Consider the following 26158-nt stretch of genomic DNA (forward strand, 5'->3'; position numbering starts at 1 on the left):
TGTTTGCGTTGTTGTTGTTATTTTAAAGGTGACGGTGTCACGTTTTTCGGGATAGGGCAGTGATACGGTTGCGTGTCCGTAACTTGCTGATGCTCTTGTTGGCATTCTTGCAATAGCCCTGAATCAATGAAGAGATTAAGTGTGGTTGCTGCTATAGTTTTCGCCGCCAGCAGCATTCCTTTATGAGCAATAGACGTTCGCCCCTGGCTAACCAGTTGCCACGTATGTAGCGGTGTACCGACGGCGAAACAGGGGCTGAAACACTGGGCAACAGGCAGTTTCCAACTGACGTCGCCGACATCAGTTGATGCCGCAAGCACGTTATCGGTGGCGGCATATGGAGCGACTTCATTCGCCAGTACCGTTTCACGATGACGTAGTGCAAAAGCCTTGCCGTTTTCTCCACCGGTTGCGGCGATATTATTCAGACTGTTTTGCCGATCGTTGGGGGTGAGCGTAGCCTGAATTTGTTTCGCAAAAGCCAGTTCTTCGGATTTCCATTCAGGGGTTCCAAAATGGGACAGAGCCTGGTACATGGCCTTTTCTAAGGTGCGATTAGGGAGATAACTGGAACAGGCTTTGTCGAAGCGGCATTCAACCGTGGTTTCGGTCATCAATGCCGCACCTTCGGCGATTTTGGCTACCCGATCATAAATATGCTGCACGTCGGTCATTTCGGGGGCGCGGATAAGATAAAGCACTTCTGCCTGCGCCTGGACCACGTTGGGCGAGATCCCGCCGCTCTCTGTGATGGCATAGTGTACGCGCGCTTTTTCAATAATATGTTCGTTGAGGAAGTTGGTGCCAGTGGTCATCAACGTTACGGCATCAAGGGCGCTGCGTCCCAAATGAGGGGAATTTGCAGCATGTGCTGCGATCCCTTTAAAGCGCCATGATGCCTGAATGTTTGCCAGCGTGCGGGTATTGAACATACCGGCAAAGGCTTCCGGGTGCCAGGTGAGTGCCGCATCCACATCATCAAATACCCCCTCGCGGACCATGAACGTTTTACCCGAGCCGCCTTCTTCGCCAGGACAACCATAAAAGCGCACCGTGCCGCCTTGCCCATATTGTTCCAGCCATTTCTTGACGGCTATTGCTGCGGCAAAGGCGGCGGTTCCGAGCAAATTGTGTCCGCAACCGTGACCATTTTCACCGGGCGTCGCGGATGTAGGTTGCGCGCACCCTGCTTGCTGACTTAAACCTGCCAGGGCGTCATATTCCCCCAGCAGGGCGATAACCGGTTTGCCTTGACCAAACGAAGCAATAAAGGCATTTGGGATATTGCCTACGTTGCGGGTAACGGTGAAGCCTGCAGATTCCAGCGCCGAAGCCAGATGTTCCGCTGACCAGAACTCTTCAAAACGTGTTTCTGGATGATCCCAGATTTGATCAGCAATATCGGTATAACGTTGGCGATCGGCTTCAATCGCATCGTCGATAAAACGATAGATTTCCTGCATCAGATACCTCGCGTCCAGGGAAAATTAAGCGCGGTGCGCGCCAGCGTTTCGACGGTAATAGCGAGAACCTGCTCGTCAAAATCGAATTTTTCGTTGTGATGACCTGCCGCCAGCTGTGTGCCAAATACCATGTAGGAGGCTTGCCCTTGATGTCGCTGCACGCGGGCCATCATTAATGTGGCATCTTCGGAACCCGCAGGCGCTTCAACACGTTCAATGGCCTGATTGACCCCCGCGACCTGAGCCGCCTGGCTTTGTAACCATGCGACCCATTTCGGCGAAGGAGAACTGGCGGTAGCTGCACCCATCAGCCGAGTTTCAACGCCGACACCATACATGGCTGCTGCGCCCTGAATCGCTTGTTGTGCACGGTCAAAAACATATTGATTGATGACGTCGCTGACCCCTCGAGTTTCAACTTTCAGCAACGCCGAGGCAGGAACCACATTACGACCGCTTCCTGCCTGCATAACGCCCACGTTTACTCTGGAAGCCCCTTCGCTGTGCGGGGCGATTCCATGCAGCGCAAGAGTTGCTTGTGCTGCCGCCAGTAAGGCATTGTGACCGTCTTGTGGTTTTGCGCCTGCGTGAGCGGCGGTACCAGTGAAGTGCGCGTCAAATTTGGTTGTTGCCATAAAATTATCACTGCCGCACACCACGGTGCCCGCAGGTACGCCAGTGCCAATGTGCACGGCAGTAAAATAATCAACATCATCCACTACACCTGCATCGACCATCGCCCGCGCGCCACGCGTACCTTCCTCTGCAGGCTGAAAAATCAGTTTGATGACGCCGTGAAGTCCGGACTCGAACTGTTTAAGGGTGTGCGCCAGCCCAAGCCCAATAGCGGTATGTCCATCATGACCACAGGCATGCATCATTCCGGCGTTACATGACGCAAAACCGTCGCGGTAGGGGCGATGGCTGACATCCCGTTCTTCACTGAGATCCAGCGCGTCCATATCGACACGGAAAGCCATCACCGGACCGGGGCGACCGGTATCCAGGGTGGCGACGATGCCAGTGAAACCACCTTCAAAAGCCGCGATCCATTGTGCTAACGCACCTTGTTGAAGAGCGCGCTCGAATTCGCGCTGTAGAGTGAGTTCATCAGGTAGTCCCATCCGACTACTTTCATTAACGACTTCGCGGCCCAGCGCCAGTGAATAGCCGAGCTGGTGCAATTCTTCTGCAACAAGGGTGGCTGTGCGGAATTCCACCCAGCCAGACTCTGCATAGCGATGAAAATCACGTCGCCAGTGCGATAATCTTGGGGCAAGCGAATTAACAAATTGATTCAAAGACTCCATAACCTTTCCCGTCATCAGTAAAAAATGTGACCCGGTTCACGTAGTGATAGTTTTTACTTATCACTAACTGATTTTTCACAGTTTTAACCGTTCATAAATTACCCTGACACAATCATCTGCATTAAAGTAGATGCCAGTTTCTTTGGTCTGATAAATAACGGTTATCGGTGGCGTCATGGCTTTTCAGGTAAAAATTCATCAAATTCGGGCTTTTGTTGAAGTGGCTCGTCAGGGCAGCATTCGCGGAGCGAGCCGAATGTTGAATATGTCGCAACCGGCACTGAGTAAATCTATTCAGGAGCTGGAAGAAGGGTTAGCGGCACAACTCTTTTTTCGCCGTAGTAAAGGCGTGACGTTAACTGATGCCGGCGAAAGTTTTTATCAGCACGCCAGTCTTATTCTTGAAGAGCTGCGCGCAGCGCAAGAGGATATTCGCCAACGACAAGGGCAACTGGCAGGGCAAATTAATATCGGCATGGGGGCCAGTATTTCCCGCAGTCTGATGCCAGCTGTCATATCTCGTTTTCATCAGCAGCATCCGCAGGTAAAAGTACGCATTATGGAAGGGCAACTGGTGTCGATGATTAATGAATTGCGCCAGGGAGAACTGGATTTCACCATCAATACCTATTATCAGGGACCCTACGACCACGAATTTACTTTTGAGAAATTACTGGAAAAGCAATTCGCGATCTTTTGCCGCCCGGGACATCCCGCCATTGGTGCCCGTTCGATCAAACAGTTACTGGACTACAGCTGGACAATGCCGACGCCACACGGCAGCTACTACAAACAGTTGAGTGAATTGCTTGACGATCAGGCGCAAACGCCACAGGTCGGCGTAGTCTGCGAGACGTTTTCAGCCTGTATCAGTCTGGTGGCAAAAAGCGATTTTCTCAGCATACTACCTGAAGAAATGGGCTGCGATCCCTTGCACGGACAGGGGCTGGTGATGTTGCCGGTTATCGAAATTTTACCGAAAGCGGCCTATTATTTGATTCAGCGGCGTGATAGTCGCCAGACACCACTGACCGCGTCATTAATCACGCAATTTCGGCGAGAATGCGGCTATCTGCAAAGTTAAAACTGCATAAAAAAATAGAGTCTGTCGACATCCGCCAGACTCTACAGTACACACAGCAGTGCATCCGCGTCTTAAATCCGGCATGGTCTCCTCTGCGCCGGTGACTGTGTTATAACGGTTTTAACCTTTAGTTGCCAATTTTCTTCAGTGACAGATTTCACGAAAATATAAGTTACATTATTAATATCGTGAATGAATAATCATGCATAAGCATTTTGCTTAAAATATCGGCAATATTTGGAACTTATTACTGGAATTTTGGGTAATACGTTGTTGGACCGACCCGGTCTGGTTATCATATCGCGCTCTTAATTGCGGGAGGATGTAACATGAACCTTGACGACAAATCGCTGTTTCTTGACGCCATGGAAGATGTCCAGCCGCTGAAACGTGCTACAGATGTCCACTGGCATCCAACGCGTAACCAACGTGCGCCGCAGCGTATCGACACGCTGCAACTTGATAATTTCCTCACCACCGGATTTCTCGACATCATTCCGCTAAGCCAGCCGCTGGAGTTTCGGCGGGAAGGGTTGCAACATGGGGTGCTGGATAAGCTGCGCAGTGGTAAATATCCGCAACAGGCGAGCCTGAATCTTTTGCGCCAGCCGGTGGAAGAGTGCCGCAAAATGGTGTTCAGTTTCATTCAACAAGCCCTGGCGGATGGTTTGCGTAATGTGCTGATTATTCATGGTAAAGGGCGGGAAGATAAATCGCATGCCAATATTGTCCGCAGCTATGTGGCGCGCTGGTTGACCGAATTTGATGATGTCCAGGCATATTGTACCGCGCTACCGCATCATGGCGGCAGCGGGGCGTGTTACGTCGCACTACGTAAAACGGCGCAGGCAAAGCAAGAAAACTGGGAGCGCCACGCTAAGCGCAGTCGTTGATCTCGAGACGCATCCATGGCTTATGCAGCCAGCACGCGGTTGCGTCCATCATTTTTCGCCCGATACAAAGCATCATCAACGCGTTTAAACAGTTCATCGATGCTTTCATTTCCTTCGTGATGCGCCACACCAATGCTGACGGTAAAGCGTGGTAAGCCCGAAATACTCACTTTTGTCACGCTTACGCGGATAGTTTCAGCCAGCGAAAGCGCGGTATCCAGTGGGGTTCTTGGTAGCAATAAGACAAACTCTTCGCCTCCCCAACGAAACACCAAATCGCCTTTGCGAGCGCAACTTTCGAGAGTGCGGGCGAGGGCGCATAACACCTCATCACCTTTAGAATGCCCATAGAGATCGTTAATGTGTTTAAAACGATCGGTGTCGATGAGCAATAAGCTGTAATCCTGAGCGATGGCGAGGTGCTGCATTTGGCCTGGCTCGGTAATGTGATAAAACTGGCGCCGATTCAGTAATCCGGTCATCGCGTCATGGTGGGCAGCATGTTCCAGCTGCTCCTCCAGCCGTTTTTGCTCAGTAATATCATGCACAATACATAACATGAGCTTGTCGCCATAAATTTCAATCGGCCCAGCATATGTCTGCACATGACGAGTCGAACCATCCGCCAGTTTATGAACAAAATTCAAAGGCTTATGACCACCGGGTAAATGCGAGATTTCATGCATGATAGGCATGACGCGACGCCCGAGCATATTAATTTCCCAGGTATGTTTTTGGCACATCGTTTCATGGTTATAACCATAGAAATTGAGCGCGGCGAGGTTAGCATCGACGATTTGGCCATCTCGTGAGGGGTCAATCAACAACATTGGTGCAGAGTTAGTCAGAAAAAAGCGCGCATAAAAACCTTGTTTTTTGCGCTGATAATTTGCCGAGCGACTGGCTTTTAAACCCAGCGTTGCCGGCGCTTCGATGCCTTCGAAAATAATCACCGGTTCTGCTTCTGTCAGCTCTCGCAAAACAAGCCGACAGCTTAATGCTGTTTCCTCTTCTTTACGTTGAACGGTGAGGATTTCGATAATATCGTGTTGGTTTTGCAGATCGGAGAGGTATTTCGGTAGTTCTTTTTGTGAAGAGACGGAATAGGGACCGGTTCGTAGCTGACTAAACGTGAGGTCTTGCATCAACAGTCGCGCCGCGCTGTTGGCATAAATTAACTGTTCCTCAAAGGGCGAAACGATCCAGACAGGACTGGTGAGTAAGTCCAGGGTATTGAAGTTGTGCGTAATCATTGAGATCCCGTTATTTTTATCAATTTTTGTTGCTATCCGATCGCAAAAAAGCCACGTCATATGATCAGATAATTCTGATAATGATAGACGCTATTTAACACTTCACACGGTTTGTATATGGAAAAGCATTTTGCTTTTTGTATTCAATTTAGACAGAATTTTATTAATCATTTCAGGGTAATGGGGTGATGAGATGTTGCGTAACAGGGCCAGAAGGCTAGACTACAAAATAATGCGTTGATGATGGAGGCACTGTGGAAGCGATTAAGGGATCGGACGTTAATGTCCCGGATGCAGTATTTGCCTGGATGCTGGATGGTAGAGGCGGCGTTAAACCGCTGGAAAATACAGATGTGATTGATGAAGCGCATCCCTGCTGGCTCCACCTTAATTATGTACACCATGATAGCGCCCAATGGCTGGCGACAACACCGCTGCTTCCCAATAACGTACGTGATGCGCTGGCGGGCGAGAGCACACGGCCCCGAGTCAGCCGTCTCGGTGAAGGTACGCTGATTACATTGCGCTGTATAAACGGCAGCACCGATGAACGCCCCGATCAACTGGTCGCCATGCGTGTATATATGGACGGGCGGTTAATTGTTTCGACCCGACAACGCAAAGTGCTGGCGCTGGACGATGTGGTAAGCGATCTGGAAGAAGGCACTGGTCCGACCGATTGCGGGGGATGGCTGGTGGATGTGTGCGATGCGTTGACCGATCATTCCAGTGAATTTATTGAGCAGCTGCACGATAAAATTATCGACCTTGAAGATAATCTCCTCGATCAACAAATTCCACCGCGTGGATTTCTGGCGCTGCTGCGCAAACAATTAATTGTTATGCGTCGCTATATGGCACCGCAACGTGATGTTTATGCTCGTCTTGCCAGTGAGCGTCTGCCGTGGATGAATGATGATCAACGCCGCCGAATGCAGGATATTGCCGATCGCCTTGGGCGCGGCCTGGACGAAATTGACGCCTGTATAGCACGGACTGGCGTGATGGCGGATGAAATCGCTCAGGTGATGCAGGAAAATTTAGCCCGTCGCACCTATACAATGTCATTAATGGCAATGGTCTTTTTACCCAGTACGTTTCTGACCGGGTTATTTGGTGTCAACCTTGGTGGGATCCCAGGTGGCGGGTGGCAATTCGGATTTTCAATTTTTTGTATTCTGTTAGTCGTTCTTATTGGTGGTGTTGCTTTATGGTTGCATCGTAGTAAATGGTTGTAACAACAGCAATTTTCCCTACTATCTGTATACAAAAACGCCGCAAAGTTTGAGCGAAGTCAATAAACTCTCTACCCATTCAGGGCAATATCTCTCTTGCAGGTGAATGCAACGTCAAGCGATGGGCGTTGCGCTCCATATTGTCTTACTTCCTTTTTTGAATTACTGCATAGCACAATTGATTCGTACGACGCCGACTTTGATGAGTCGGCTTTTTTTTGCCTGTTATATATCAGCGTCTACCCTTTAAGAGTCCACCCAATGACCGGAGGGAAATATGACGACACTCATTTATTTGCAAATTCCTGTCCCTGAACCGATTCCTGGCGATCCTGTTCCAGTGCCCGATCCAATCCCTCGCCCGCAACCCATGCCTGACCCACCACCCGATGAAGAACCGATTAAATTGTCGCATCGTGAGCGTAGATCTGCGAGGATACACGCTTGCTAATTTTTGCGTCGATGACCACGAGAACAGATTGTGACCGCTTTTTCTACCCTGAATGTTTTGCCTCCCGCCCAACTCACGAACCTTAATGAGTTGGGTTATTTAACTATGACGCCGGTGCAGGCCGCCGCGCTTCCGGCGATCCTTGCCGGAAAAGATGTTCGCGTGCAGGCGAAAACCGGCAGCGGCAAAACGGCGGCTTTTGGCCTCGGGCTGCTACAGAAAATTGATGCGTCGCTATTTCAGACCCAGGCTTTAGTGCTGTGCCCTACGCGTGAACTGGCGGATCAGGTGGCAGGTGAATTGCGTCGGCTGGCGCGTTTTCTGCCAAATACCAAAATTTTGACTTTGTGCGGTGGTCAACCGTTCGGTATGCAGCGTGATTCGTTGCAACATGCGCCGCATATTATCGTGGCAACCCCGGGGCGTTTGCTGGACCATCTGCAAAAAGGCACGGTATCACTGGATGCGTTGAATATGCTGGTGATGGATGAAGCCGATCGCATGCTGGATATGGGATTTAGCGATGCCATTGATGATGTTATCCGTTTTGCGCCAGCATCTCGACAGACGCTTCTGTTTTCGGCAACCTGGCCGGAAGCCATCACCGCAATCAGCGGACGAGTTCAACGCGATCCATTGGCGATTGAAATTGACTCAACAGATGCTCTGCCTCCCATTGAACAACAATTTTATGAGACATCCAGCAAAGGCAAAATTCCGCTGTTGCAACGGTTATTAAGTTTGCATCAGCCATCCTCTTGCGTGGTGTTTTGCAATACCAAAAAAGATTGTCAGGCTGTCTGCGACGCGCTGAATGACATAGGGCAAAGTGCATTGTCGTTACATGGCGATCTGGAGCAACGTGACCGCGATCAGACCCTGGTACGTTTTGCTAACGGTAGCGCTCGTGTGCTGGTCGCGACGGATGTTGCTGCGCGTGGTCTTGATATTAAATCGCTTGAGCTGGTAGTGAACTTTGAACTGGCGTGGGACCCTGAAGTTCATGTACATCGCATCGGTCGTACAGCGCGTGCAGGAAATAGCGGTCTGGCGATCAGTTTCTGTGCCCCGGAAGAAGCACAGCGGGCCAATATCATTTCTGACATGTTGCAGATAAAACTTAACTGGCAAACGCCGCCAGTTAATAGTTCCATTGTGCCGCTGGAAGCAGAAATGGCAACGTTATGTATCGATGGCGGGAAAAAAGCCAAAATGCGCCCGGGTGATGTATTAGGTGCGCTGACAGGAGATATCGGGCTTGATGGCGCAGATATTGGCAAAATCGCCGTGCATCCGGCGCATGTCTATGTCGCGGTGCGTCAGGCTGTTGCTCATAAAGCATGGAAACAGTTACAGGGCGGGAAGATTAAAGGAAAAACGTGCCGGGTGTGGTTATTAAAATAATGAAATGTTGAATCGCAGGGTGCAAGAGTAAACATCTTCTTCGGGATTGCCGGATGCGACGCTGGCCGCGTCTTATCCGGCCTCCATAAGAGTAGCCCGATAAGCTTGCGCATCGGGCGCTATCCGGGTTATTTCACTTCAACCACATTCAGTCGTAACTCATCCAACTGATTTTCATCTTCTTCAGGCTGCCAACCCGCCGGTTGTAGAGGGATCTCTTCGCGATCAAACGCCAGATCACCCCCGTTAACCACTTCAGAACCGTGGGTAATGCCTTTGAAATCGAACAGGTTGGTATCGCACAGATGCGACGGCACCACATTCTGCATCGCGCTGAACATCGTCTCGATACGCCCCGGATAACGTTTATCCCAGTCACGCAACATGTCAGCAATCACCTGACGTTGCAGGTTAGGCTGTGAACCGCACAGGTTGCACGGAATAATCGGGAACGCTTTTGCATCGGCAAAGCGCTGAATATCTTTCTCGCGGCAGTAGGCCAGCGGACGAATCACAATATGTTTGCCATCATCGCTCATCAGTTTCGGAGGCATACCTTTCATCTTGCCGCCGTAGAACATATTTAAGAACAACGTTTGCAGGATATCGTCACGATGGTGACCCAGCGCGATCTTCGTCGCTCCCAGTTCCGTTGCGGTACGGTAAAGAATTCCGCGACGAAGACGAGAACACAGTGAGCAAGTGGTTTTGCCTTCAGGGATCTTCTCCTTCACGATACCGTAAGTGTTCTCTTCCACAATCTTGTATTCAACGCCCAGCTTTTCAAGATACTCGGGCAGAACGTGTTCCGGGAAGCCTGGTTGCTTCTGATCGAGGTTAACAGCCACCAGCGAAAAATTGATTGGCGCGCTTTGCTGCAAATTGCGCAGAATCTCCAGCATGGTATAGCTGTCTTTACCCCCGGAGAGGCAAACCATGATGCGATCGCCTTCTTCAATCATATTGAAGTCAGCAATGGCTTCGCCCACGTTACGACGCAGACGTTTTTGTAATTTGTTCAGGTTGTATTGTTCTTTCTTTGTAATTTGTTGATTTTCTTGCATTATTTCAGTTCTCTGGTACTAAATGGGGCAAATTGGGGGCAAACTTTGCAACTACGATAACCGCGCATTCAACATGGCTATCTGTTCGTCGTTCATGTCATCAATCCACATACCGTAAATTTCATACACCATCTGCGCAGTTTCATGCCCCATTTGGCTGGCTATAAATGCCGGGTTCGCTCCTGCCGTCAACAGCCAGCAGGCAAAAGTATGCCGCGTATGGTACGGATTACGGCGGCGAATACCAGCACGTTTTACTGCTGCATTCCACCTTGCCCCCAAACTGCTTACCGAGTAATAAGGTTTTTGTTTTCCGTTACACACCCTGGGCATGAAAACAAAATGCAGTTTTTGCTTTTCGGTTCTGCCGTACTCCCGATGATAAAAGGTGATTTCGCTTTTGCGATGATGCCCGGTCAGTTTGTATTGCTCCTTCAGTGCTTCAAGAGCAGGCTGCAGTAGTGTTACTGTTCGGATCCCGGCATTTGTTTTTGGGGGACCGAACATATCAAGTATCGTCAGGTTTCTTCTGACATTCACTATTCCCTTTTCGAGATCCACATCCTCCCACGCCAGAGCTGCCAGTTCCCCGTGACGAAGTCCTGAGTAAACGGCAAATTTCCACAAGTTCTGGCTCTGTCCTTTTTCACTTTCCATTAATGCATTGAATTCTGTTTTAGATAACGGATCAGGCTTTATTCTGTTTCGCTGTAATTTTTTTACTCCTTCAAATGGTTTGGTTGATATAAATCCCGACTGATACGCAAAACGCAACAGCGAACAGAGCAGGGCGATATAGTTATCAACTGTGCGCACGGTTCTTCCTTTTTTGTTGGATCTTGGATTATCCAGGTAAAGCGTTTCTCCATGCAGCAGTTCATTCCGGTAGTTTAAGATATCGCTATAACGAATATGTGATATCGGGGTACTTTCACAAATTATTATTCTGAGTGTTTTTAATTGTGATTTTGTTTTCTTCATTGTGTTTGTTGTTAACTCTGTCTCTTTAATTTTTGTCCAGATATCACAAAGCTCTCCGAACGTTTTTATGACTCTCGTTGTCACCATTTTTGCCCCAGTGCTGGACTGGGGAAAACGTCTTAAATACTCAAATTCACCGGAGTTTATTTCATGAACTATCAGCGCTCTTAAATTTCCGGCCTTTTTAATATTACTGTTTGTAATCTCCCAGCCTTTTAATGTTTCCCGACATCGTTTTCCTCGAAACATGAACCAGATGCGAATGTATCTACCTCTAATCTCGACACCTGTTGGTAATTTAGACATATCATGAGTCTTTGATAAACTGATTTATCTTTGGATAGTTGTACCAGATAATCCCTCGTTTGCTGTCTGGCTTACCTAAAGGAGATACTCGTTTGAAGTGGAAGCCCTCCACCCAACAATTCTGGCGGTATGCTTCAATTTGTCTGGCCCCCAGACCAGTGCGAAGCATCAGGCCGTATTCAACCATCCACTCTTCATTAAAGATTACTTGTGCCATCGCATCACCTCTGGCAGGCGCCAATGTTAGACTGAAATTGACGCCCGATGTTGATTATTAATAATAAGCTATGAAGTTTTAATTTGAATACAATGCAATTCTCGAGGACTGAAGTTTCTCGCAATTAAAATTTATCAGTTTTACTTTCTGCTCTCTGGAAACGCCTGCTTCTTTTTTACCTGAGAGCATTTTTTCGCATTCTGATTTCGTTAGTTTAGATTTTGAATATCTTGTCCAGTTAGTAGGAGTGCCACCTTCCTTTTCAATAGTGGCGGTAATTTTATACATGAACACCTCCATTATTATTTCCAGTGGTTCGTTTATTCCATCTTTCGAGTGCTTCTTTTTCACTTCCACCATAACCGGTTCGGGATTCGCATCCGTTACACTTCGCTCGGTAATATCCTGAAATGGCTTTCACCGTTACTGATGGACAACCACAAAATGGACATGATTTAACATTGTCATATCTCATAATTTTTCTCATAAAAAATATTTCAAGTTGGCGGTGCATTACACCGCCAGGCTGAATTATTCCTCTGAATTATCGATTACACTGTATTCCCCGGTTAATACAGAGGAATCTGCAGGATCGATTGTCAGTGGTTCCTTTTCATCCATTGATACTGCACGCTGGATCTCAATTGATACGGGCAGATATTTGAACAGGCGACGAATAGCCGTTTTCTTTGCCATTTCTTCCCAGTGAGTTACCCACGGCCCGTTATTACCAGCTTTACTCAGGCTGCGCACCAGCTCAATCTGTTTGCGCGTCATAACTTCAAACTGAGTACCTCCGTCTTTCAGTCTTGCGACAGCATAGACGTGGGTAACCGGGGCATCTTCGTTTTCTCCCGGGCGGTGTATTAACTTTTCATCAAGGCCAAATTCGAAGCTAAACTCGTCACCTTCACGGACAACACGGGCTGACAGGCTGGCGATTTGACCAGAACGGCGAGCCAGATCAATCATGCCGCGATAGCCAATGATTAGCTGAACGTTCTTTTTACCGCTCTTTTCGTTTTTATTACCAAAAGGCAGTAAATATGCATGACCGAGGGCGCTACCTGGCTCAAGTCCGAGCTGTGAACACTGTACGATCGCACTGACAAAACTCATAGTGTCACAGTTTCCTAACGCCGGAACTTTACGAATTTCTGTGGTGGCGATACGGATCATACGTTCAGCCGTCATATGGCGTGGAAGAGCTGCTGCCAGTTGCTCTTTCATTGATGGCTGGTTAATAAAACTAATCACGTCGCTATTTTTAACTGCTGCTGGTGCACGGTTTCCCTGAGTTTTTTGCAGATCGGTTTTTGCGATTGGTGGTTGCTTAGTCATTTGCATATTCCTTAGCCCAGCGGGGCAGTGATAATGTCTTAATAGCTGGCCATTCATCGGTATTCAGGCAGTCAGACAGGGTTCGCAGATTGCGGTGATATTCCTGTTGACCTGCCAGTTTTGCTTCTTCGCCCATCATGAAAATTTCAACCGGATAACGTCCGCATTCAATAGTTGTGCTGGCAACCAGAAAAACGAAAGTTGGCTGCACTCCAAACTGTGCTTCATAACCGTCACTGTAGAATGCATCCTGAACGTGATAGCGGTAGTCGTAATAAGCGGTTTTGAATCGTTGAATATCCGCCGTAGTTTTCACGTCCATGATCCAGTGAAATTCAGGGATAATTTTGTCCGGACGGCACCGACACAAAATTCCTGTTTCAGGATCTTCCCAGTAAATTGATGATTCAGCGTGTCCGGCGCTTTCAACAAGCCATTGCCCCAGCGGCAAAGCCATAACGCTTTGATACATGAGTTCAATTTTCCGGCCTTCTTCCGCAGTGATAACCGTTTTTCCTGTGCTTGCGCATTCCATCAGAAACGCTTTCTCTTCTTCTTTTCCGGCGTTTGTACGGCGGTTAAATTCAGGTGCTACGATAAAGCGGTTACTGAATTCCTCCGGTTCAAGTACCCGGCAGTGGAAAGCGGTTCCTAAATCGAGCGTTTTTGTCTTTGTGGTGTCCACGGGGGCATTTTTACGCCACAAATATAGTGCCGGAGTATCAGCAATGTCATCGAGCTGAGACTTACTGACACCGGGACCCGCGTGGTAATTCTCATTCGAAATTCCGTAATAAATACCTGGCTCTATGTCTTCTACGATTACGGGATCTGCGACTTCGCCAGTTTCATCACTGCAATCGCGATGCGGATCGCTGCCAGCATTCTCATTGTGCGGATGTTCAGCGCCTTCCATTTCCTCCGGATCATTTTCCTTAGCTTCAACCTGACTCTCTTCATCGAATGTTTCCTGGTATGTTGCGTCGCCCATCACCGCACCACAGTCAGGGCAGTTATCCCCGCCAGTCTGGCCGCAGGCATTGCAGGCTATTTCCGGTTCCTGTTGCACTACTGGCTCAGGTTGATTCATATCCGGGCTGGTTTTTTCCGTTTCTGGCTGGTTCTGGTACACACAATCGCGAGTCTGGATCCCCTTTACCCATTTCGGATCGTTCGGGTCGCTAATTCCGTCAACAAATTCACCACGTGATGCAGCAAGCAATTTATCGGCATCGACAGGATTTTTTGATGGAATGTTTTTCCGGGTTTCATGGAGTTCTGCCCGCAGTTCCTGATATTTCGCATCAACAGAATTTACCTGTGACTGAGCATCCAGCGGCTGCGTGTTCTGATGATGTTCAGTTGCATTCGGTTCCACTGTTTCAGCCGTTGCCTGTTCATCTGCCATTGCGCCAGATGGTTGTGGTTTTTCTTCATCGTCCTGTTTTCCTTCTTCTGTTACTCGCTGCGGCATCGGGGCCGAGGAGCGACCGCAGGCAATATCCACGATTTCCGGATCAGGGTTGGCATGATCGATTTCAGTCAGTACTTTGTTCAGATATTCAGTGACGTGTGCGGGGATGACCTCGATCCCAATTGGTGCTTCTTTCACGGACGCAACCACGATGGCGCGGGAATAATCCAGCCCGCCAGGCATGGTGATGAATTTGTCGCGGAAAACAGAAAAGGGTGGTTTATTTTCAGCGATAATTTCCTCAATGCGTTTAGCGTGTGCCGGATGAAGGTTATAGATGTCCACGTCCATTGAACGGGCCAGTACGCCAGTGGCTACATCGCGCGCCAGTGACGTCAGATCGTGGACGAAACCTTCGCCGCGATCGGTGAGGTTCCCGCCGCCAGCATTAGCACCGGAAGCCGTGCGAGTGATGCGTGAAACACGATTCCCTTTTCGCCATTCTTTTGTCAGAAGACCGCGATCAATGTGTTCGGTATCCAGCCAGGCTGAAATGAAATTCTTAAATTCATAGGGCTGATGTTTTTTCGTGATAGAGAACACTGCCTTAATTGCATCAGTCAGGCGGAGCAGGGCGGCATTATCCAGAGTTGTCGGTTCTGCCATGCTGCGTATGGCCAACAGCAGATTCTGGACATAGCTGTTTTCCTGATCCATCTCAAGAGCAGTAATGTGTTTGCGTTGTTCACGGGTGGCATGATGCAGGTATTTTCGATCCCCGGCTGCATACGTAAAAATGTGCAGAAGACGCTGCGTAAACCGCAAAGTGGCTACAGAGACTTCGCAATCCGGGCAATCCCCGTGAGCGCCTGCCAGTGTGTTTTCTTCCTGCCCTCCCGTCAGTTCTTCGGTTTCCTGGGCATTCTCCTGATGGTGAGCGTCGTCTGGTGCTGCTCCCGGTTTTAGTTCCCATGTCATGGAGTCTTTGCTGAGTTGATAGCGTTCACTCCAGGTAAAATCGATCTCACCTTCAGGGGGCAGGTCATTAACGACAGGAAAATTAGTGGCAACAGCTTTAAAATAGCTGCTCAGTTTTTTACCTGATTTGACGATCAGGTAGTCCAGAGTGGCGCAGGTCGATTCAAAATCGTCGCTTGCCCACAGGACGACGTCAGGTTCACCGGATGATTTTTTCGCTTTCCGTAACAGGAAGAGTGGTTTTGCGCTCATTGTTTTTTAACCTCAACTCAGATTAAAATTCGTTTTGTTCAGTGAATGATCTTGCCGGATACACACTGTTCATAGCCTGCGCCATACGCAGGCTATTTCTTTCAGATTTCACCTTTTAATTTCATTGCAATCAGCGTTGCCAGAAATGCGGCTTTTTTTTCTGCGGGCAGATTCTTACCAATGTGCACCAGACTCATTTTTTTGACACCTTCGTTAAGTGTTTTAACGTTGCCTGATGGACCATCGATATCAACCACAGTGAATGGGGTTTCTTTATTTTGTGTTTTAATCACGTGGCCAATGCGTTTTCCTTCCAGATAAACCTCGTGAACAATGTTATCAGTAGTAACAACAGTGGATTCATAATTGGCAATCATGTTTTTCTCCTTAATTAAGGTTGAGCGAATCCCTGCCATTGTTGGCATAAATTCAGTTTCGAGTAGTCAGTTAATTAAAGTTCGTGTGCCATCTGGTGTTTTTCGGCGCAACTTTCACTACAATATTTTTTCATTTCCGTCGTTGGGATAACTCCACGCATGAAATGAAGTGGTATTTTAATACTTTTGCTTTCTTGAATTTCTTTATTGCAAAGGTGGTAAGCACATTTGATTTTCTTAGCCATCACCATGATTCCGCTTTTACAGGTAAACCATCACGACCGAGGAAGACTTTAATCATGCAGTCAGAAATGCATGTTTTTGTAGTCAGGCTACGAATATAAAGTTTTCGCTTTTTAATATTGTTTGCCGAGGCGATATATGTCCGACCTTCATGAAGAACATAATCGCCAGGGGTTACACACTGACGTGGTATTTCATCAGTTCCGAAGTGATGTGCAATCATAATCATCTCCATTTTTTCAAATGAACTTTGTTGATGCGGTGCCTGGTGCCTCCAGGTGATGTTAACCAGTTAACAATTAACACCGGATACAAATACCCCCCCAAACTAATATAGAGTTTTTTAACTGTTCCGCGTGCGCTTAGCCGCATTCACCGCATCACAAAATTCACTTTAAAAAGGGCGGACATCAGTCGAACTTCAAGAAAAAACCGATGCCGCCAAAGACTACACACAGCAATGTCGTTATTCACAACCGGAGGCGCACTCCCACCATTTATATTTAACAGACAAGACCGACTCTTTATGGATACCGGAAATGCGCCTTCGTGTTGTGCCCGGTTTTATTTCACCACCTCCGGGCTTCGGTGGTCTCGGCTATACCCCTACAGCGAGAGCTTGTGTTAACATTTCAATACCCTTACAGTCGAGAGTTATTGAAATGTTGGATGTATTTACTCCATTGTTGAAACTTTTTGCTAACGAGCCACTCGAAAGACTTATGTACACGATTATCATTTTTGGCCTCACTCTCTGGCTGATACCGAAAGAGTTTGCTGTCGTATTTAATGCTTATACTGAAATACCCTGGCTCTTTCAGATTATAGTTTTTGCCTTTTCTTTCGTGGTTGCCATTTCCTTCTCAAGATTGCGAGCACATATTCAAAAACATTATTCATTGCTACCAGAGCAACGAGTATTGCTTCGTTTATCTGAGAAAGAAATCGCTGTATTTAAAGATTTCCTTAAAACAGGAAATCTTATTATCACTTCTCCTTGCCGTAACCCGGTTATGAAAAAATTAGAACGGAATGGCATCATTCAACATCAGAGTGATGGCGCAAACTGTTCTTATTATCTCGTCACCGAAAAATACTCCCACTTTATGAAGTTATTCTGGAACAGTAGGAGCAGACGTTTTAATCGTTAGCTTACTGTGTACTTCTCCAACCAGCGACGCGCGCCAACTTCGGTTTTAAACGTTTTGCTTTTGGTATACGTCATGGCGGTGAACGTTCCATCCTGGTTGGGGAACACGCCACACACCAGGGATTCGTTGTTGCTAAGATCGATAGTATCCATGTTGACCTCATTTTCCCTTAACGCTGGGGGAATTGGCTTCATAGTTGCTCCGTATCGTGGAGCCTACGACCTGCTTTTAACCACATCAGGTGAGGTGATATCCTTACAAATGGTAATTTGCTGTAAGGATATTAATTATGGATATTAAATTTCGCTGTCCTCATTGCCGATCTCGCTACATTGAGATCGACGAGCACTCTGGCTCTGACAATGATCGTTTTATCTGCGGTGATTGTTTTGCGGAAATCAAAGATTCTGATTTCAGTGAACACTTTAATAAAACAATCAATAAAATCATCCGGACAGTTAAAAACCGCAGGAACAAGTAGTTTGTATAACTTCTCAATCTGATGTCTCAGGGGGCTGGTATCTATTTTTAACACCAGTCCCTGCTTTTCATCTGCGATCATCTTCGTATCCCCTTAACGCCGGGTGGCGGAACTGTTTGCTGAGAACACCGTGCGGTGTTTTGGTGTGGTTAATTTAGAATAACCTAACAAGACAGGCAAGTACTTTTTGTTAGATCAACCTAACAAAAAGTGTGTTGGGATATAACAGACTGAAAAGAAAGCTATTTTATAGATTTGTTTTTACGAGCTTTGAGCATTTCTTCGAAAAGTCTATTGAAATTCTCAACTCTAGCGCGCATTTCAGACAGCAATGCTTCCTGCTCGGAGGATGGTAGAGCATCGAATAATTCAATCAATTCTTTGTGGCTGGGAGTTAGCTCGTTTTCCACATGAAGCTCTTGTGCTGGCAATGGTGTTTTGTCTTCGTCACCAAACATTAGCCACGTAGGTGAGCACTTCAGAGCATCCGCTAAAGCAAACAGTCGCTTCCCTACAGGTTGGGTTTCATCTCTTTCCCATTGAGAAATGGTGACGTGAGCAACCCCAGCGAGACGTGCGACTTCTCGTTGTGTCAGGCGTAATTCTTTTCGTCTTGCCAGAGCTCGCTGGCCTAGTGTTTTTGTATCCATAGTTAGGTAATTCTAATTTTTCTTGACTTAGGTATCCCGCGCACATTAGTGTTAGGAATATCTAACAAAGGGGGCTTTGATGTTTAAAGTTGATGCAATTATTTTTTTTGGTAGCAAGACAAAGCTTGCCAGTGCCGCAGGAGTAAGGCTGGCAAGTATTGCTGCATGGGGGGAGCTGGTCCCAGAAGGTCGCGCGATGCGTCTGCAAGAGGCATCTGGCGGAGAGCTTCAGTACGATCCCAAGGTTTATGACGAATATCGTAAGGCAAAGCGGGCGGGTAAGGGTATTCATGAAAATCAGGCATGAGCACATTGAATCAGTGTTGTTAGCTCTGGCTGCCGAAAAAGGTCAGGCGTGGGTTGCCAACGCAATTACTGAAGAATATTTGCGTCAGGGGGAGAGTGAATTAGCCCTGGCGCCAGGCAAGGACTGGAACAATCAGCAAAACATCTATCACCGCTGGTTAAAAGGTGAAACAAAGGCGCAAAGGGAAAAAATCCAGAAGCTGATTCCAGCAATCCTGGCAATTCTTCCGCGCGAACTGCGACACCGCCTCAGCGTTTTTGACACCCTGGAACGTCGCGCATTACTGGCGGCTCAGGAAGCGCTGAATACGGCAATTGATGCGCATGATGATGCAGTCCAGGCCGTTTACCGGAAAGCGCATTTCAGCCGCGGCGGATCATCCGGCGATTCTGTCGTAGTGCATTGATTGAAATTAATCGTGCCGGAGCGTTTTGTTCGGTATCAGTTAAATGTAACGCTGCGAGCGTTACAAGGTGAAAACAATATGGCTTCAAACTGGATAAAGCTCGAAGTTATTACGCCGGATAAACCGGAAATATTCAGGATTGCTGAGATTCTTAATATTGATCCAGATGCCGCATTAGGGAAGGTCATTCGATTCTGGGCATGGGCGGATCAACAAATGATTGATGGTAACGCAGAGTGTAACGCTCGAGGCGTTACAAAAAGTGCAATAGACCGTATCACTTTTATGGCTGGTTTTGCTGATGCGTTAATTCAGGTTGGATGGCTGGTCGAAAGTGATGGAGTGCTTTCACTACCTAACTTTGAGCGTCATAACGGAAAAAGCTCGAAAAAACGGGCGGTTACAAACGAGAGAGTTACAAAAATACGCGAACTGAAGCGAAAAGGTAACGCTGCCAGCGTTACACAAACGGATCAAAAAGCGTTACCAGAGGAAGAGGAAGAGGAAGATATAAATACTGATCTCCCCCTAAATCCCCCTCGGCAAAAACGAGCGTCTAAACAATTCGAGCCGGAGGCCATTGCTCTGCCCGACTGGTTGCCAGAAACACTCTGGAATGAGTGGGTCCAGTTCAGGCAGGCATTGCGAAAACCGATTCGAACGGAGCAGGGCGCTAACGGGGCGATACGGGAACTGGAAAAATTCCGCCAGCAGGGTTTTACCCCTGAGCAGGTGATTCGACACAGCATCGCCAATGAATACCAGGGCTTGTTCGCGCCGAAAAGTGTTCGGCCTGAGACGTTGCTCCGACAGGTTAACACTGTTTCGTTTCCGGACAGTGCGATCCCGCCAGGCTTCAGGGGGTAACTGACCATGAAAAATATTGCGACAGGCGGCGTTCTGGAACGTATCCGCAGACTGGCCCCGCCACATGTAACCGCGCCATTCAGGACGGTGGCGGAGTGGCGCGAGTGGCAACTTGCAGAAGGCCAGAAACGTTGCGAGGAGATCAATCGCCAGAATCGTCAGTTGCGGGTGGAAAAAATTCTGAATCGCTCCGGCATCCAGCCGTTGCACCGCAAATGCTCGTTTTCGAATTACCAGGTGCAGAACGACGGCCAGCGATACGCGTTGAGCCAGGCGAAATCCATCGCCGATGAACTGATGGTCGGGTGTACAAATTTTGCGTTCAGCGGAAAACCTGGTACCGGAAAAAACCATCTGGCGGCGGCTATCGGGAATCGCTTGCTGAAAAACGGTCAGACAGTGATTGTGGTTACCGTGGCTGATGTTATGAGTGCTCTACACGCCAGCTATGACGACGGGCAATCAGGCGAAAAATTTTTGCGGGAACTGTGCGAAGTGGATCTGCTGGTTCTTGATGAAATTGGCATTCAGCGCGAGACAAAAAACGAGCAGGTGGTACTGCACCAGATTGTTGATCGCCGGACAGCGTCGATCCGCAGCGTGGGGATGCTGACAAACCTGAACTATGAGGCCATGAAAACATTGCTCGGCGAGAGGATTATGGATCGGATGACCATGAACGGCGGGCGATGGGTGAATTTTAACTGGGAGAGCTGGCGCCCGAATGTTGGTCAGCCAGGAATTGAGAAGTAATTTTTACCGGGAGGAAATTTTAATGGAGACCGTTTTTGACGCACTGAAAGCAATGGGAAAAGCCTCTTCCCAGGAAGTGGCAGCACGTCTGGGAATGACCCGGGATGAGGCGATTAACGAGCTGTGGAAACTGAAGCGTCGTGGGGAAGCTGATAACAAGGGCCCGATGTGGTGGTTGACTCAAACCGACGAAAACGCATCTGTAGCACAGGCTTCTAAAGTGACAGCGCAAATGCTGATCGAGGCGATTGAACAGCATGGCCCTAAAGCGGCTGATGAACTTGCACTGATATTCAGAATTACTTCCCGCAGGGTGAACTCATCGCTGGCTATGGCCATCAGCAAAGGTCGTCTGATTCGCGTAAATCAGAACGGTAAATTTCGTTACTGCCTGCCGGACGGTAATTTACCAGCAGAGCCGAAAGTTGTATCGGTAGTGAAAACACCTGGTAAAGGCTTTCCTCAGCCAGCCGGTGTTGCGTTACCAGTACAGGAAGCGGCAACACAGGAAGAAATTAAAACAGATACTGTGGGGGACATTGTGCAGTCACTACCATCGTTCACTGAAACGCGAGCCAATGACCTGATTATACCATCGCTGCAAATGGCAAACCGCGAACTGCGCCGGGCGAAAAGTTATGTCCAGAAGTGGGAGCGAGTCTGCGCCGCGCTGCGTGAGCTGAACAAGCACCAGGATATTGTCCGTCAGATTGTCGATTCCTCCAGTCGTATTGTGTCGGAAAAGTGATTCCTGGGGAGGGCTTATGGCAAAAGTATTAACACAGGAAGAGCGAGAAAAAATTAAAGGGCAGATTGTTGATCTCGTACGCCAGAGCGGGCGAGAGACGTTACGACAACTGGAAGCTAAAACAGGGGCAACCAGATATCTGATAAGTATTCTCGCCAAAGAGCTGGTTTCGAGTGGTGACGTATACAACTCTGGCTACGGGTTATTCCCGTCTGAGCAGGCACGTAAAGACTGGCAAAACGCCCGCAAAAAACTCTCGAGGGCAAAGTCGAAGGAACCGGTTATGGTTGATCCTGACCTTATCTGCTCGTTACCTGACGGAGAAATACGTCGGTACGACAGGCGACAGAACATAATTTGTCGTGAGTGCCGGAAGAGTGAGGTTATGCAGCGTGTACTTGCGTTCTACCAGGGAAATTTCAGGAGATTGTGTGGTGAGCAACATTAACTATCCGTGGGTAGTCGCTGTCAATGCTTTACTTGCTGAAGTTCGGGTTAACGATCTTTGTGCGGAACACAATTTCGTACGCCTTAATAATTAAATTTAGCACTACAAATAAAATTTAATCCTTAACCGGAGGGATGCCTGCACCCTCAAAACATCAGGAGGCCGTCCGAAAGGGCGGTAGTGAAATACGAAAATTCAAAATAACTATTGAAACGGGAATAACTGGTGGAGATTTTGAGGATGTATTCGAAGTGGATGATGACGCGACACCTGATGAAATTCATGACGAAGCAAAAGAAATTTTCTTTAACTACTGAAATTACTCATATCATGAAATAAAAGACGAGGAGGAAGAACAAAATGGCTGATTTTGGTTCAACTAAATACAACGTCAGTTTTGAAGAATGGCATGAACTGTTAATGGAATATGCAGAGTTACGTAGTGGAAGTGCTGCTGATGCTGAAGTATGGCGTGATGACTATGAAGCAGGAAAAACTCCGGTCGAAGCATATTGTGATGAGTGGGGCGATGAATGAGCGAGATTGACTATCAGGCGCTGCGTGAAGCAGCAGAGAAAGCAACTAAAGGACGCTACATCGTAGGGCATGCGTCAGTTAACCAGCACGGCAATATAACAGGGGTTTTTGTTTGTCAAAAATGGAAGGGAGATGCTGGCGGCGTGATTAGAATGTTATGTTAACTGCCTGACTGAAACAGGTGCCCAGGCATATGCCAATGCTGAATTTATTGCAGCTTTTAATCCAGAGGTTGCAATGGTTCTTCTGGATGAGCGAGAGGTCAAAAACAGGCTCATTGTTGAGCTGACAATGTGGATTAAGCGACTGTCCCGCTCATTAAAGTACGCCAATAGTTTAAGCAGTTTGCCTGATCAGGTAATGGCGCATCTGAATCAGAACGGGCTGGTAAGCGAGGAGGATGTTTTACGGTGAGATAGTAAAAGCATGTAATGAGTCAGGGGGATGGAGGGACTTCATCTGGATAGATCTTGCAACGTTCTTATGTTATATAAAAATTCCGACTGTTAAATCGTTGTTTGTTTTAGTTGCTATATTTAAGGAATGAATATGCTGTTACTTGTTGATTACCCAGAGCATAACATTTATTCATCTTTTGTGTGTGCGGATGCTGAACTTCGAGAATTAAATGGTGGTGCAGTAGTTGTAATAACGGTAAAAATCCCTCTTACTAGCACATCGGAACAGTTGTTTAATAAATACACTCGCGGGGAAAGTCTTCGTATTAAATTGAAGAATGGCGATGAATGGAAAATGTATTTCGTTATGCTTGATGGAGGGCGCTATATATTTTCCTCGCACCTGTGATAGAAATGATGAGCCGAGACTTTATTTACGGGACGCAGAGAGAATACCGTAGAAAAACTTATCTAACTTAAGTAGAATTGCTGCGGGTGCTTGAGGCTATCTGCCTCAGGCATGAACACCAAAAGGCAGATAGAGAAAAGCCCCAGTTAACATTATGCGTCCGGCAAGACGCTTAACATTAATCTGAGGCCACATCTATGCTTTGCATACGTAGATTAGCCTCTTACCGACCAAAAGGTCAAGGAGAAGTAGGCTATGAAGCAGCAAAAGGCGATGTTAATCGCCCTGATCGTCATCTGTTTAACCGTCGTTGTGACGGCACTGGTAACGAGGAAAGACCTCTGCGAGGTACGAATCCGAACCGGCCAGACGGAGGTCGCTGTCTTCACAGCTTACGAACCTGAGGAGTAAGAGACCTGGCGGGGGAGAAATCCCCCGCCACCTCTGATGTGTCAGGCATCCTCAACGCACCCGTACTTACCCGCTTCGGCGGGTTTTTTGTTGTGGTGGATAAATTAGCTTTTTGTGTACTCTTTTAGCCGTAAGTCTTGAGGGACTGACTGTTGTAAATAGAATCGTGTTTGCTTAGTTAGCGCGCAGGGAGAAGAGGGATGGACCCTTCAGGGGAACGCTATTAATCTGGAAAATTTCTATTTATGGATTTCAAGAAGTTGCGCAAAATTTTTAATAAAGATGGTCTCTATGCTGTGCGCGTTGAAAATGGGGAAATTATTAGTTGTTACTGCATTCATTGCTCACGGGCTTTGCAACAGCCTAGTGGGGCTATGTTAATATATCTCTTGAATGGGCATGTGACGGACGGATTTATGTTGCGTGAAGATGAATTTGTCACATCATTACGGACATTAAAAGAAATTGGATTAAAAGCTGGCTTTTCTGCTTTTGAAGACGATTGAACTCATCTACAATTCAGCGCAGGGTTGACCCCCTGCTGAGTAACACCGTGCCACCGGAGAAAGCCGATGGCACATATACAACTGATCAAACATACCTCTTCTGGATTACTGCTTCCGGCAACACCGGAGAGTTGCGAATTCTTGCATCAAATAAAAATAGGTGAGTGGATACACGCTGATTTTAAGCGCGTTCGTAACTACGCATTTCACAAGCGTTTTTTCAAACTCCTGCAACTCGGATTCGATTATTGGACTCCTGTCGGTGGGGCGATCACCTCTCGTGAACGAAAACTTGTATCCGGTTTCGTTGATTATCTGTGTGACTCGGTCGGCCGGGAACATACGCCAGCCCTGAGTGATGCCGCAGAACAATATCTGAATACCATTGCGATACGCAGAACCTGTGATACGGCATTGCTAAAGTCATTTGATGCTTTCCGTGAATGGGTAACTATTGAGGCCGGATTTTACACCGAGCATTTTTATCCGGACGGTAGCCGTGGACGCAGGGCAAGATCTATCGCGTTTGCAAATATGGACGATACCGAGTTTCAGCAGGTTTATAAATCCGTACTGAATGTGCTTTGGAACTGGATCCTGTTCCGTAAATTTTCCTCTCCGGAACAATTCGAAAATGTTGCTGCGCAGCTGCTGGAGTTTGCGTAATGGTGGATTTGCGTAAAGCGGCTAAAGGCCATATGTGTACAGTCAGAATCCCCGGTTACTGCAATCACAATCTTGAAACATCTGTGCTGGCGCACTACAGGCTGGCGGGGACGTGTGGAATGGCGATAAAACCACACGATATGCAGGCAGCGATTGCCTGTAACTCATGTCACGATCTAATCGATGGGCGGGTAAAAACCAGCGATTACACCAAAGAAGAATTGCACCTGATGCATGCAGAAGGTGTTTTTCGCACGCAAGAAATCTGGAGAAATGAGGGATATTTATGATTTACCCAACAAATATCGGAAAAAGCGGGGAACATCTCCGTCTCGCAACACTGGAAAGTGTGTGGATTCAGGGAAAGTTACGCATGTGGGGACGCTGGTCGTATATTGGTGGGGGGAAAATTGGGAGTATGTTTAACAGGTTGCTTGTATCGCACACAATGACGAAATCAGCTATCAATGAAGCACTGCGCAGTATGAAAAAATCGGGTATTGAAAAAGCTCAACTTGAAGCATTTCTGCTGGAAATTATTAATGGAAGGCAAAAGAGCTGGCTGGTGCACTGTTCTGATACAGAGGCTTTGTTGATCGATAAGGTTATTGGTGAGGTGCTTGGTAAACATCCCGGATTAATTTATATCTTACGGCAGAGATATGAGGGGCACGGTATGAGTAAGCGCAAAATGGCTACGCGTTTAAACGAAATATATCCTGAATGGTGTATGAGTACTTGTGAAAAGCGTATCTCTAATTGGTTGGCTATTGCTGAATTTGCTTTATATGCACCTATGCGTAATGCCTTTGCACAAAATTAAGCTTGATTTTTTACGCAAGAAACGGTATCTTTGGATTAAGATGCCGTTCTTATAAGCGACCTCATTGCTATAAAGGTTGCGAGAAAAAAACCACCACGTGTGGTTTTTTTTGTATTCAACCTCTTCAAATAAAAATAAGGGCTATCCTTTAATTTTATCAATACATATATACCACTTAAAATTATTGACTTATAAACTGGATGTATAATTTTACTTGCTCTTATGTTTTTGGTTCTTTTTATGGGGCGGATTGAACTATACCATCCAGGATGATCATTTCTTGAGCGAAAAATAATTTATATATAGTGTGAGTTTCGGTTGTGTCGATTTT

37 protein-coding genes and 1 pseudogene are annotated in these 26158 nt (G+C 47.3%); 22 read left to right on the plus strand and 16 right to left on the minus strand.

Features of this window, described 5'->3' with window-relative positions; translation table 11 throughout:
* Positions 1–17 precede the first annotated feature (17 nt).
* Positions 18–1463, minus strand: a complete 1446-nt coding sequence (gene abgB / locus QUF14_RS08230) for a p-aminobenzoyl-glutamate hydrolase subunit AbgB (RefSeq protein ID WP_001156423.1) — start codon at positions 1461–1463, stop codon at positions 18–20.
* Positions 1463–2773: a p-aminobenzoyl-glutamate hydrolase subunit AbgA gene (gene abgA / locus QUF14_RS08235; protein ID WP_000444963.1), complete on the minus strand. Its 1311-nt coding sequence runs from the start codon at positions 2771–2773 to the stop codon at positions 1463–1465. Before abgA ends, abgB begins: the two co-directional genes overlap by 1 nt.
* Before the next feature lie 175 nt (positions 2774–2948).
* Between abgA and QUF14_RS08240 the strand changes: the two genes are divergently transcribed.
* Both QUF14_RS08240 and smrA read left to right on the plus strand, forming a co-directional pair.
* A complete protein-coding gene (locus QUF14_RS08240) occupies positions 2949–3857 on the plus strand; it encodes a LysR family transcriptional regulator (RefSeq protein ID WP_000885452.1) in 909 nt (302 codons plus the stop codon).
* A 329-nt stretch (positions 3858–4186) separates the two neighbouring features.
* A complete protein-coding gene (smrA, locus tag QUF14_RS08245) occupies positions 4187–4750 on the plus strand; it encodes a DNA endonuclease SmrA (RefSeq protein WP_001046832.1) in 564 nt (187 codons plus the stop codon).
* A gap of 20 nt (positions 4751–4770) precedes the next feature.
* On the opposite strand, the gene dgcM is transcribed toward smrA, so the two are convergent.
* Entirely contained in the window at positions 4771–6003 is a 1233-nt protein-coding gene (gene dgcM, locus QUF14_RS08250; RefSeq protein WP_001355263.1) for a diguanylate cyclase DgcM, read from the minus strand.
* Positions 6004–6196: 193 nt separating this feature from the next.
* Between dgcM and ydaN the strand changes: the two genes are divergently transcribed.
* The 4 genes from ydaN to dbpA all read left to right on the plus strand — a co-directional run bounded on the left by ydaN (position 6197) and on the right by dbpA (position 9093).
* Complete coding sequence (gene ydaN / locus QUF14_RS08255) at positions 6197–6244, plus strand: protein YnaN (protein ID WP_211180494.1); 48 nt, start codon at positions 6197–6199, stop codon at positions 6242–6244.
* Between the two features lie 13 nt (positions 6245–6257).
* On the plus strand, positions 6258–7241 hold the full coding sequence (gene zntB / locus QUF14_RS08260; RefSeq protein WP_000387385.1) for a zinc transporter ZntB: 984 nt from the start codon (positions 6258–6260) through the stop codon (positions 7239–7241).
* Between the two features lie 274 nt (positions 7242–7515).
* Entirely contained in the window at positions 7516–7689 is a 174-nt protein-coding gene (gene ynaL / locus QUF14_RS08265) for a proline-rich small protein YnaL (RefSeq protein WP_038813008.1), read from the plus strand.
* A 30-nt stretch (positions 7690–7719) separates the two neighbouring features.
* Positions 7720–9093 carry an ATP-dependent RNA helicase DbpA gene (gene dbpA, locus QUF14_RS08270; RefSeq protein WP_100733964.1) on the plus strand — a complete coding sequence of 458 codons (1374 nt, stop codon included), beginning with the start codon at positions 7720–7722 and terminating at the stop codon, positions 9091–9093.
* 128 nt (positions 9094–9221) lie between these two features.
* Here dbpA and ttcA read toward each other — a convergent pair whose 3' ends face one another.
* From ttcA to kilR, 10 genes are all read right to left on the minus strand, one after another.
* On the minus strand, positions 9222–10157 hold the full coding sequence (gene ttcA, locus QUF14_RS08275; protein ID WP_001157407.1) for a tRNA 2-thiocytidine(32) synthetase TtcA: 936 nt from the start codon (positions 10155–10157) through the stop codon (positions 9222–9224).
* 51 nt (positions 10158–10208) lie between these two features.
* Complete coding sequence (locus tag QUF14_RS08280; RefSeq protein ID WP_000040852.1) at positions 10209–11444, minus strand: tyrosine-type recombinase/integrase; 1236 nt, start codon at positions 11442–11444, stop codon at positions 10209–10211.
* A 1-nt stretch (position 11445) separates the two neighbouring features.
* Entirely contained in the window at positions 11446–11661 is a 216-nt protein-coding gene (gene xisR, locus QUF14_RS08285) for an excisionase XisR (protein WP_000079604.1), read from the minus strand.
* A 78-nt stretch (positions 11662–11739) separates the two neighbouring features.
* On the minus strand, positions 11740–11949 hold the full coding sequence (gene rcbA, locus QUF14_RS08290; protein ID WP_000276809.1) for a double-strand break reduction protein RcbA: 210 nt from the start codon (positions 11947–11949) through the stop codon (positions 11740–11742).
* Positions 11942–12136, minus strand: a complete 195-nt coding sequence (gene ralR / locus QUF14_RS08295) for a type I toxin-antitoxin system endodeoxyribonuclease toxin RalR (RefSeq protein ID WP_265751826.1) — start codon at positions 12134–12136, stop codon at positions 11942–11944. The genes rcbA and ralR overlap by 8 nt, the downstream gene beginning before the upstream one ends.
* A 56-nt stretch (positions 12137–12192) precedes the next feature.
* Positions 12193–13002 (minus strand): recombination protein RecT, encoded by an 810-nt coding sequence (gene recT / locus QUF14_RS08300; protein WP_061359309.1) that lies wholly within the window; start codon positions 13000–13002, stop codon positions 12193–12195.
* Positions 12995–15646, minus strand: a complete 2652-nt coding sequence (gene recE, locus QUF14_RS08305) for an exodeoxyribonuclease VIII (protein ID WP_286333499.1) — start codon at positions 15644–15646, stop codon at positions 12995–12997. Before recE ends, recT begins: the two co-directional genes overlap by 8 nt.
* Before the next feature lie 101 nt (positions 15647–15747).
* A complete protein-coding gene (locus QUF14_RS08310; protein ID WP_032218014.1) occupies positions 15748–16023 on the minus strand; it encodes a hypothetical protein in 276 nt (91 codons plus the stop codon).
* A 74-nt stretch (positions 16024–16097) separates the two neighbouring features.
* Complete coding sequence (locus QUF14_RS08315) at positions 16098–16274, minus strand: YdaE family protein (RefSeq protein WP_032218016.1); 177 nt, start codon at positions 16272–16274, stop codon at positions 16098–16100.
* On the minus strand, positions 16268–16489 hold the full coding sequence (gene kilR / locus QUF14_RS08320) for a killing protein KilR (RefSeq protein WP_000560226.1): 222 nt from the start codon (positions 16487–16489) through the stop codon (positions 16268–16270). The genes QUF14_RS08315 and kilR overlap by 7 nt, the downstream gene beginning before the upstream one ends.
* A gap of 439 nt (positions 16490–16928) precedes the next feature.
* Here kilR and QUF14_RS08325 point away from each other — a divergent pair, with 439 nt between their 5' ends.
* Positions 16929–17417 (plus strand): superinfection exclusion B family protein, encoded by a 489-nt coding sequence (locus QUF14_RS08325; protein ID WP_286333534.1) that lies wholly within the window; start codon positions 16929–16931, stop codon positions 17415–17417.
* Here QUF14_RS08325 and QUF14_RS08330 read toward each other — a convergent pair.
* From QUF14_RS08330 to QUF14_RS08340, 3 genes are all read right to left on the minus strand, one after another.
* Complete coding sequence (locus tag QUF14_RS08330) at positions 17414–17569, minus strand: DUF1391 family protein (RefSeq protein WP_052318727.1); 156 nt, start codon at positions 17567–17569, stop codon at positions 17414–17416. The two genes, QUF14_RS08325 and QUF14_RS08330, sit on opposite strands and share 4 nt — an antisense overlap.
* Positions 17570–17700: 131 nt before the next feature.
* The gene (locus QUF14_RS08335; protein ID WP_047671515.1) at positions 17701–17979 is read right to left on the minus strand and encodes a hypothetical protein; all 279 of its coding nucleotides are present in this window, start codon (positions 17977–17979) and stop codon (positions 17701–17703) included.
* Between the two features lie 161 nt (positions 17980–18140).
* On the minus strand, positions 18141–18548 hold the full coding sequence (locus tag QUF14_RS08340) for a helix-turn-helix domain-containing protein (RefSeq protein ID WP_047662223.1): 408 nt from the start codon (positions 18546–18548) through the stop codon (positions 18141–18143).
* Between the two features lie 79 nt (positions 18549–18627).
* Here QUF14_RS08340 and QUF14_RS08345 point away from each other — a divergent pair, with 79 nt between their 5' ends.
* The 15 genes and pseudogenes from QUF14_RS08345 to QUF14_RS08415 all read left to right on the plus strand — a co-directional run bounded on the left by QUF14_RS08345 (position 18628) and on the right by QUF14_RS08415 (position 25827).
* Complete coding sequence (locus QUF14_RS08345; RefSeq protein WP_047662222.1) at positions 18628–18855, plus strand: dicB transcriptional regulator DicC; 228 nt, start codon at positions 18628–18630, stop codon at positions 18853–18855.
* Positions 18839–19261 carry a toxin YdaT family protein gene (locus QUF14_RS08350; protein WP_032218026.1) on the plus strand — a complete coding sequence of 141 codons (423 nt, stop codon included), beginning with the start codon at positions 18839–18841 and terminating at the stop codon, positions 19259–19261. Before QUF14_RS08345 ends, QUF14_RS08350 begins: the two co-directional genes overlap by 17 nt.
* Positions 19262–19339: 78 nt before the next feature.
* Positions 19340–20128: a phage replication initiator YdaU family protein gene (locus QUF14_RS08355; protein WP_057697085.1), complete on the plus strand. Its 789-nt coding sequence runs from the start codon at positions 19340–19342 to the stop codon at positions 20126–20128.
* A gap of 6 nt (positions 20129–20134) precedes the next feature.
* Positions 20135–20881 (plus strand): ATP-binding protein, encoded by a 747-nt coding sequence (locus QUF14_RS08360; RefSeq protein WP_000788982.1) that lies wholly within the window; start codon positions 20135–20137, stop codon positions 20879–20881.
* 22 nt (positions 20882–20903) lie between these two features.
* Positions 20904–21629: a DUF1627 domain-containing protein gene (locus QUF14_RS08365; RefSeq protein WP_000450652.1), complete on the plus strand. Its 726-nt coding sequence runs from the start codon at positions 20904–20906 to the stop codon at positions 21627–21629.
* A gap of 16 nt (positions 21630–21645) precedes the next feature.
* The gene (locus tag QUF14_RS08370; protein ID WP_032218031.1) at positions 21646–22077 is read left to right on the plus strand and encodes a DUF977 family protein; all 432 of its coding nucleotides are present in this window, start codon (positions 21646–21648) and stop codon (positions 22075–22077) included.
* 185 nt (positions 22078–22262) lie between these two features.
* Positions 22263–22394 carry a DUF7167 family protein gene (locus QUF14_RS08375; protein WP_419470826.1) on the plus strand — a complete coding sequence of 44 codons (132 nt, stop codon included), beginning with the start codon at positions 22263–22265 and terminating at the stop codon, positions 22392–22394.
* 43 nt (positions 22395–22437) lie between these two features.
* Entirely contained in the window at positions 22438–22614 is a 177-nt protein-coding gene (locus QUF14_RS08380; RefSeq protein WP_032218035.1) for a hypothetical protein, read from the plus strand.
* A pseudogene (locus tag QUF14_RS28880) lies at positions 22611–23028 on the plus strand (ead/Ea22-like family protein). Before QUF14_RS08380 ends, QUF14_RS28880 begins: the two are co-directional and overlap by 4 nt.
* A gap of 135 nt (positions 23029–23163) precedes the next feature.
* Positions 23164–23421 (plus strand): hypothetical protein, encoded by a 258-nt coding sequence (locus QUF14_RS08390; RefSeq protein ID WP_032218038.1) that lies wholly within the window; start codon positions 23164–23166, stop codon positions 23419–23421.
* A gap of 255 nt (positions 23422–23676) precedes the next feature.
* Positions 23677–23832 carry a type I toxin-antitoxin system toxin HokD gene (hokD, locus tag QUF14_RS08395; protein WP_001406927.1) on the plus strand — a complete coding sequence of 52 codons (156 nt, stop codon included), beginning with the start codon at positions 23677–23679 and terminating at the stop codon, positions 23830–23832.
* A 245-nt stretch (positions 23833–24077) separates the two neighbouring features.
* Entirely contained in the window at positions 24078–24338 is a 261-nt protein-coding gene (locus tag QUF14_RS08400; RefSeq protein WP_032218041.1) for a hypothetical protein, read from the plus strand.
* 66 nt (positions 24339–24404) lie between these two features.
* Positions 24405–25004: a DUF1367 family protein gene (locus QUF14_RS08405; protein ID WP_032218043.1), complete on the plus strand. Its 600-nt coding sequence runs from the start codon at positions 24405–24407 to the stop codon at positions 25002–25004.
* On the plus strand, positions 25004–25294 hold the full coding sequence (locus QUF14_RS08410) for a DUF1364 domain-containing protein (protein WP_286333500.1): 291 nt from the start codon (positions 25004–25006) through the stop codon (positions 25292–25294). Before QUF14_RS08405 ends, QUF14_RS08410 begins: the two co-directional genes overlap by 1 nt.
* Positions 25291–25827 (plus strand): DUF1133 family protein, encoded by a 537-nt coding sequence (locus tag QUF14_RS08415; protein WP_032218046.1) that lies wholly within the window; start codon positions 25291–25293, stop codon positions 25825–25827. Before QUF14_RS08410 ends, QUF14_RS08415 begins: the two co-directional genes overlap by 4 nt.
* The last annotated feature ends 331 nt before the right edge of the window (positions 25828–26158 follow it).

Source organism: Escherichia sp. HH091_1A, assembly GCF_030295175.1.
Classification (GTDB): domain Bacteria; phylum Pseudomonadota; class Gammaproteobacteria; order Enterobacterales; family Enterobacteriaceae; genus Escherichia; species Escherichia coli_F.

Excerpts from the sequence above, each read along its gene's own strand:
- abgB (WP_001156423.1), bottom strand. The coding sequence starts at position 1,463 with ATGCAGGAAATCTATCGTTTTATCGACGATGCGATTGAAGCCGATCGC.
- abgA (WP_000444963.1), bottom strand. The coding sequence starts at position 2,773 with ATGGAGTCTTTGAATCAATTTGTTAATTCGCTTGCCCCAAGATTATCG.
- QUF14_RS08240 (WP_000885452.1), top strand. The coding sequence starts at position 2,949 with ATGGCTTTTCAGGTAAAAATTCATCAAATTCGGGCTTTTGTTGAAGTG.
- smrA (WP_001046832.1), top strand. The coding sequence starts at position 4,187 with ATGAACCTTGACGACAAATCGCTGTTTCTTGACGCCATGGAAGATGTC.
- dgcM (WP_001355263.1), bottom strand. The coding sequence starts at position 6,003 with ATGATTACGCACAACTTCAATACCCTGGACTTACTCACCAGTCCTGTC.
- ynaL (WP_038813008.1), top strand. The coding sequence starts at position 7,516 with ATGACGACACTCATTTATTTGCAAATTCCTGTCCCTGAACCGATTCCT.
- ttcA (WP_001157407.1), bottom strand. The coding sequence starts at position 10,157 with ATGCAAGAAAATCAACAAATTACAAAGAAAGAACAATACAACCTGAAC.
- QUF14_RS08280 (WP_000040852.1), bottom strand. The coding sequence starts at position 11,444 with ATGTCTAAATTACCAACAGGTGTCGAGATTAGAGGTAGATACATTCGC.
- xisR (WP_000079604.1), bottom strand. The coding sequence starts at position 11,661 with ATGGCACAAGTAATCTTTAATGAAGAGTGGATGGTTGAATACGGCCTG.
- rcbA (WP_000276809.1), bottom strand. The coding sequence starts at position 11,949 with ATGTATAAAATTACCGCCACTATTGAAAAGGAAGGTGGCACTCCTACT.
- ralR (WP_265751826.1), bottom strand. The coding sequence starts at position 12,136 with ATGAGATATGACAATGTTAAATCATGTCCATTTTGTGGTTGTCCATCA.
- recT (WP_061359309.1), bottom strand. The coding sequence starts at position 13,002 with ATGACTAAGCAACCACCAATCGCAAAAACCGATCTGCAAAAAACTCAG.
- recE (WP_286333499.1), bottom strand. The coding sequence starts at position 15,646 with ATGAGCGCAAAACCACTCTTCCTGTTACGGAAAGCGAAAAAATCATCC.
- QUF14_RS08310 (WP_032218014.1), bottom strand. The coding sequence starts at position 16,023 with ATGATTGCCAATTATGAATCCACTGTTGTTACTACTGATAACATTGTT.
- QUF14_RS08315 (WP_032218016.1), bottom strand. The coding sequence starts at position 16,274 with ATGGTGATGGCTAAGAAAATCAAATGTGCTTACCACCTTTGCAATAAA.
- kilR (WP_000560226.1), bottom strand. The coding sequence starts at position 16,489 with ATGATTGCACATCACTTCGGAACTGATGAAATACCACGTCAGTGTGTA.
- QUF14_RS08325 (WP_286333534.1), top strand. The coding sequence starts at position 16,929 with ATGTTGGATGTATTTACTCCATTGTTGAAACTTTTTGCTAACGAGCCA.
- QUF14_RS08330 (WP_052318727.1), bottom strand. The coding sequence starts at position 17,569 with ATGGATACTATCGATCTTAGCAACAACGAATCCCTGGTGTGTGGCGTG.
- QUF14_RS08335 (WP_047671515.1), bottom strand. The coding sequence starts at position 17,979 with ATGATCGCAGATGAAAAGCAGGGACTGGTGTTAAAAATAGATACCAGC.
- QUF14_RS08340 (WP_047662223.1), bottom strand. The coding sequence starts at position 18,548 with ATGGATACAAAAACACTAGGCCAGCGAGCTCTGGCAAGACGAAAAGAA.
- QUF14_RS08345 (WP_047662222.1), top strand. The coding sequence starts at position 18,628 with ATGTTTAAAGTTGATGCAATTATTTTTTTTGGTAGCAAGACAAAGCTT.
- QUF14_RS08350 (WP_032218026.1), top strand. The coding sequence starts at position 18,839 with ATGAAAATCAGGCATGAGCACATTGAATCAGTGTTGTTAGCTCTGGCT.
- QUF14_RS08355 (WP_057697085.1), top strand. The coding sequence starts at position 19,340 with ATGGCTTCAAACTGGATAAAGCTCGAAGTTATTACGCCGGATAAACCG.
- QUF14_RS08360 (WP_000788982.1), top strand. The coding sequence starts at position 20,135 with ATGAAAAATATTGCGACAGGCGGCGTTCTGGAACGTATCCGCAGACTG.
- QUF14_RS08365 (WP_000450652.1), top strand. The coding sequence starts at position 20,904 with ATGGAGACCGTTTTTGACGCACTGAAAGCAATGGGAAAAGCCTCTTCC.
- QUF14_RS08370 (WP_032218031.1), top strand. The coding sequence starts at position 21,646 with ATGGCAAAAGTATTAACACAGGAAGAGCGAGAAAAAATTAAAGGGCAG.
- QUF14_RS08380 (WP_032218035.1), top strand. The coding sequence starts at position 22,438 with ATGGCTGATTTTGGTTCAACTAAATACAACGTCAGTTTTGAAGAATGG.
- QUF14_RS08390 (WP_032218038.1), top strand. The coding sequence starts at position 23,164 with ATGCTGTTACTTGTTGATTACCCAGAGCATAACATTTATTCATCTTTT.
- hokD (WP_001406927.1), top strand. The coding sequence starts at position 23,677 with ATGAAGCAGCAAAAGGCGATGTTAATCGCCCTGATCGTCATCTGTTTA.
- QUF14_RS08400 (WP_032218041.1), top strand. The coding sequence starts at position 24,078 with ATGGATTTCAAGAAGTTGCGCAAAATTTTTAATAAAGATGGTCTCTAT.
- QUF14_RS08405 (WP_032218043.1), top strand. The coding sequence starts at position 24,405 with ATGGCACATATACAACTGATCAAACATACCTCTTCTGGATTACTGCTT.
- QUF14_RS08410 (WP_286333500.1), top strand. The coding sequence starts at position 25,004 with ATGGTGGATTTGCGTAAAGCGGCTAAAGGCCATATGTGTACAGTCAGA.
- QUF14_RS08415 (WP_032218046.1), top strand. The coding sequence starts at position 25,291 with ATGATTTACCCAACAAATATCGGAAAAAGCGGGGAACATCTCCGTCTC.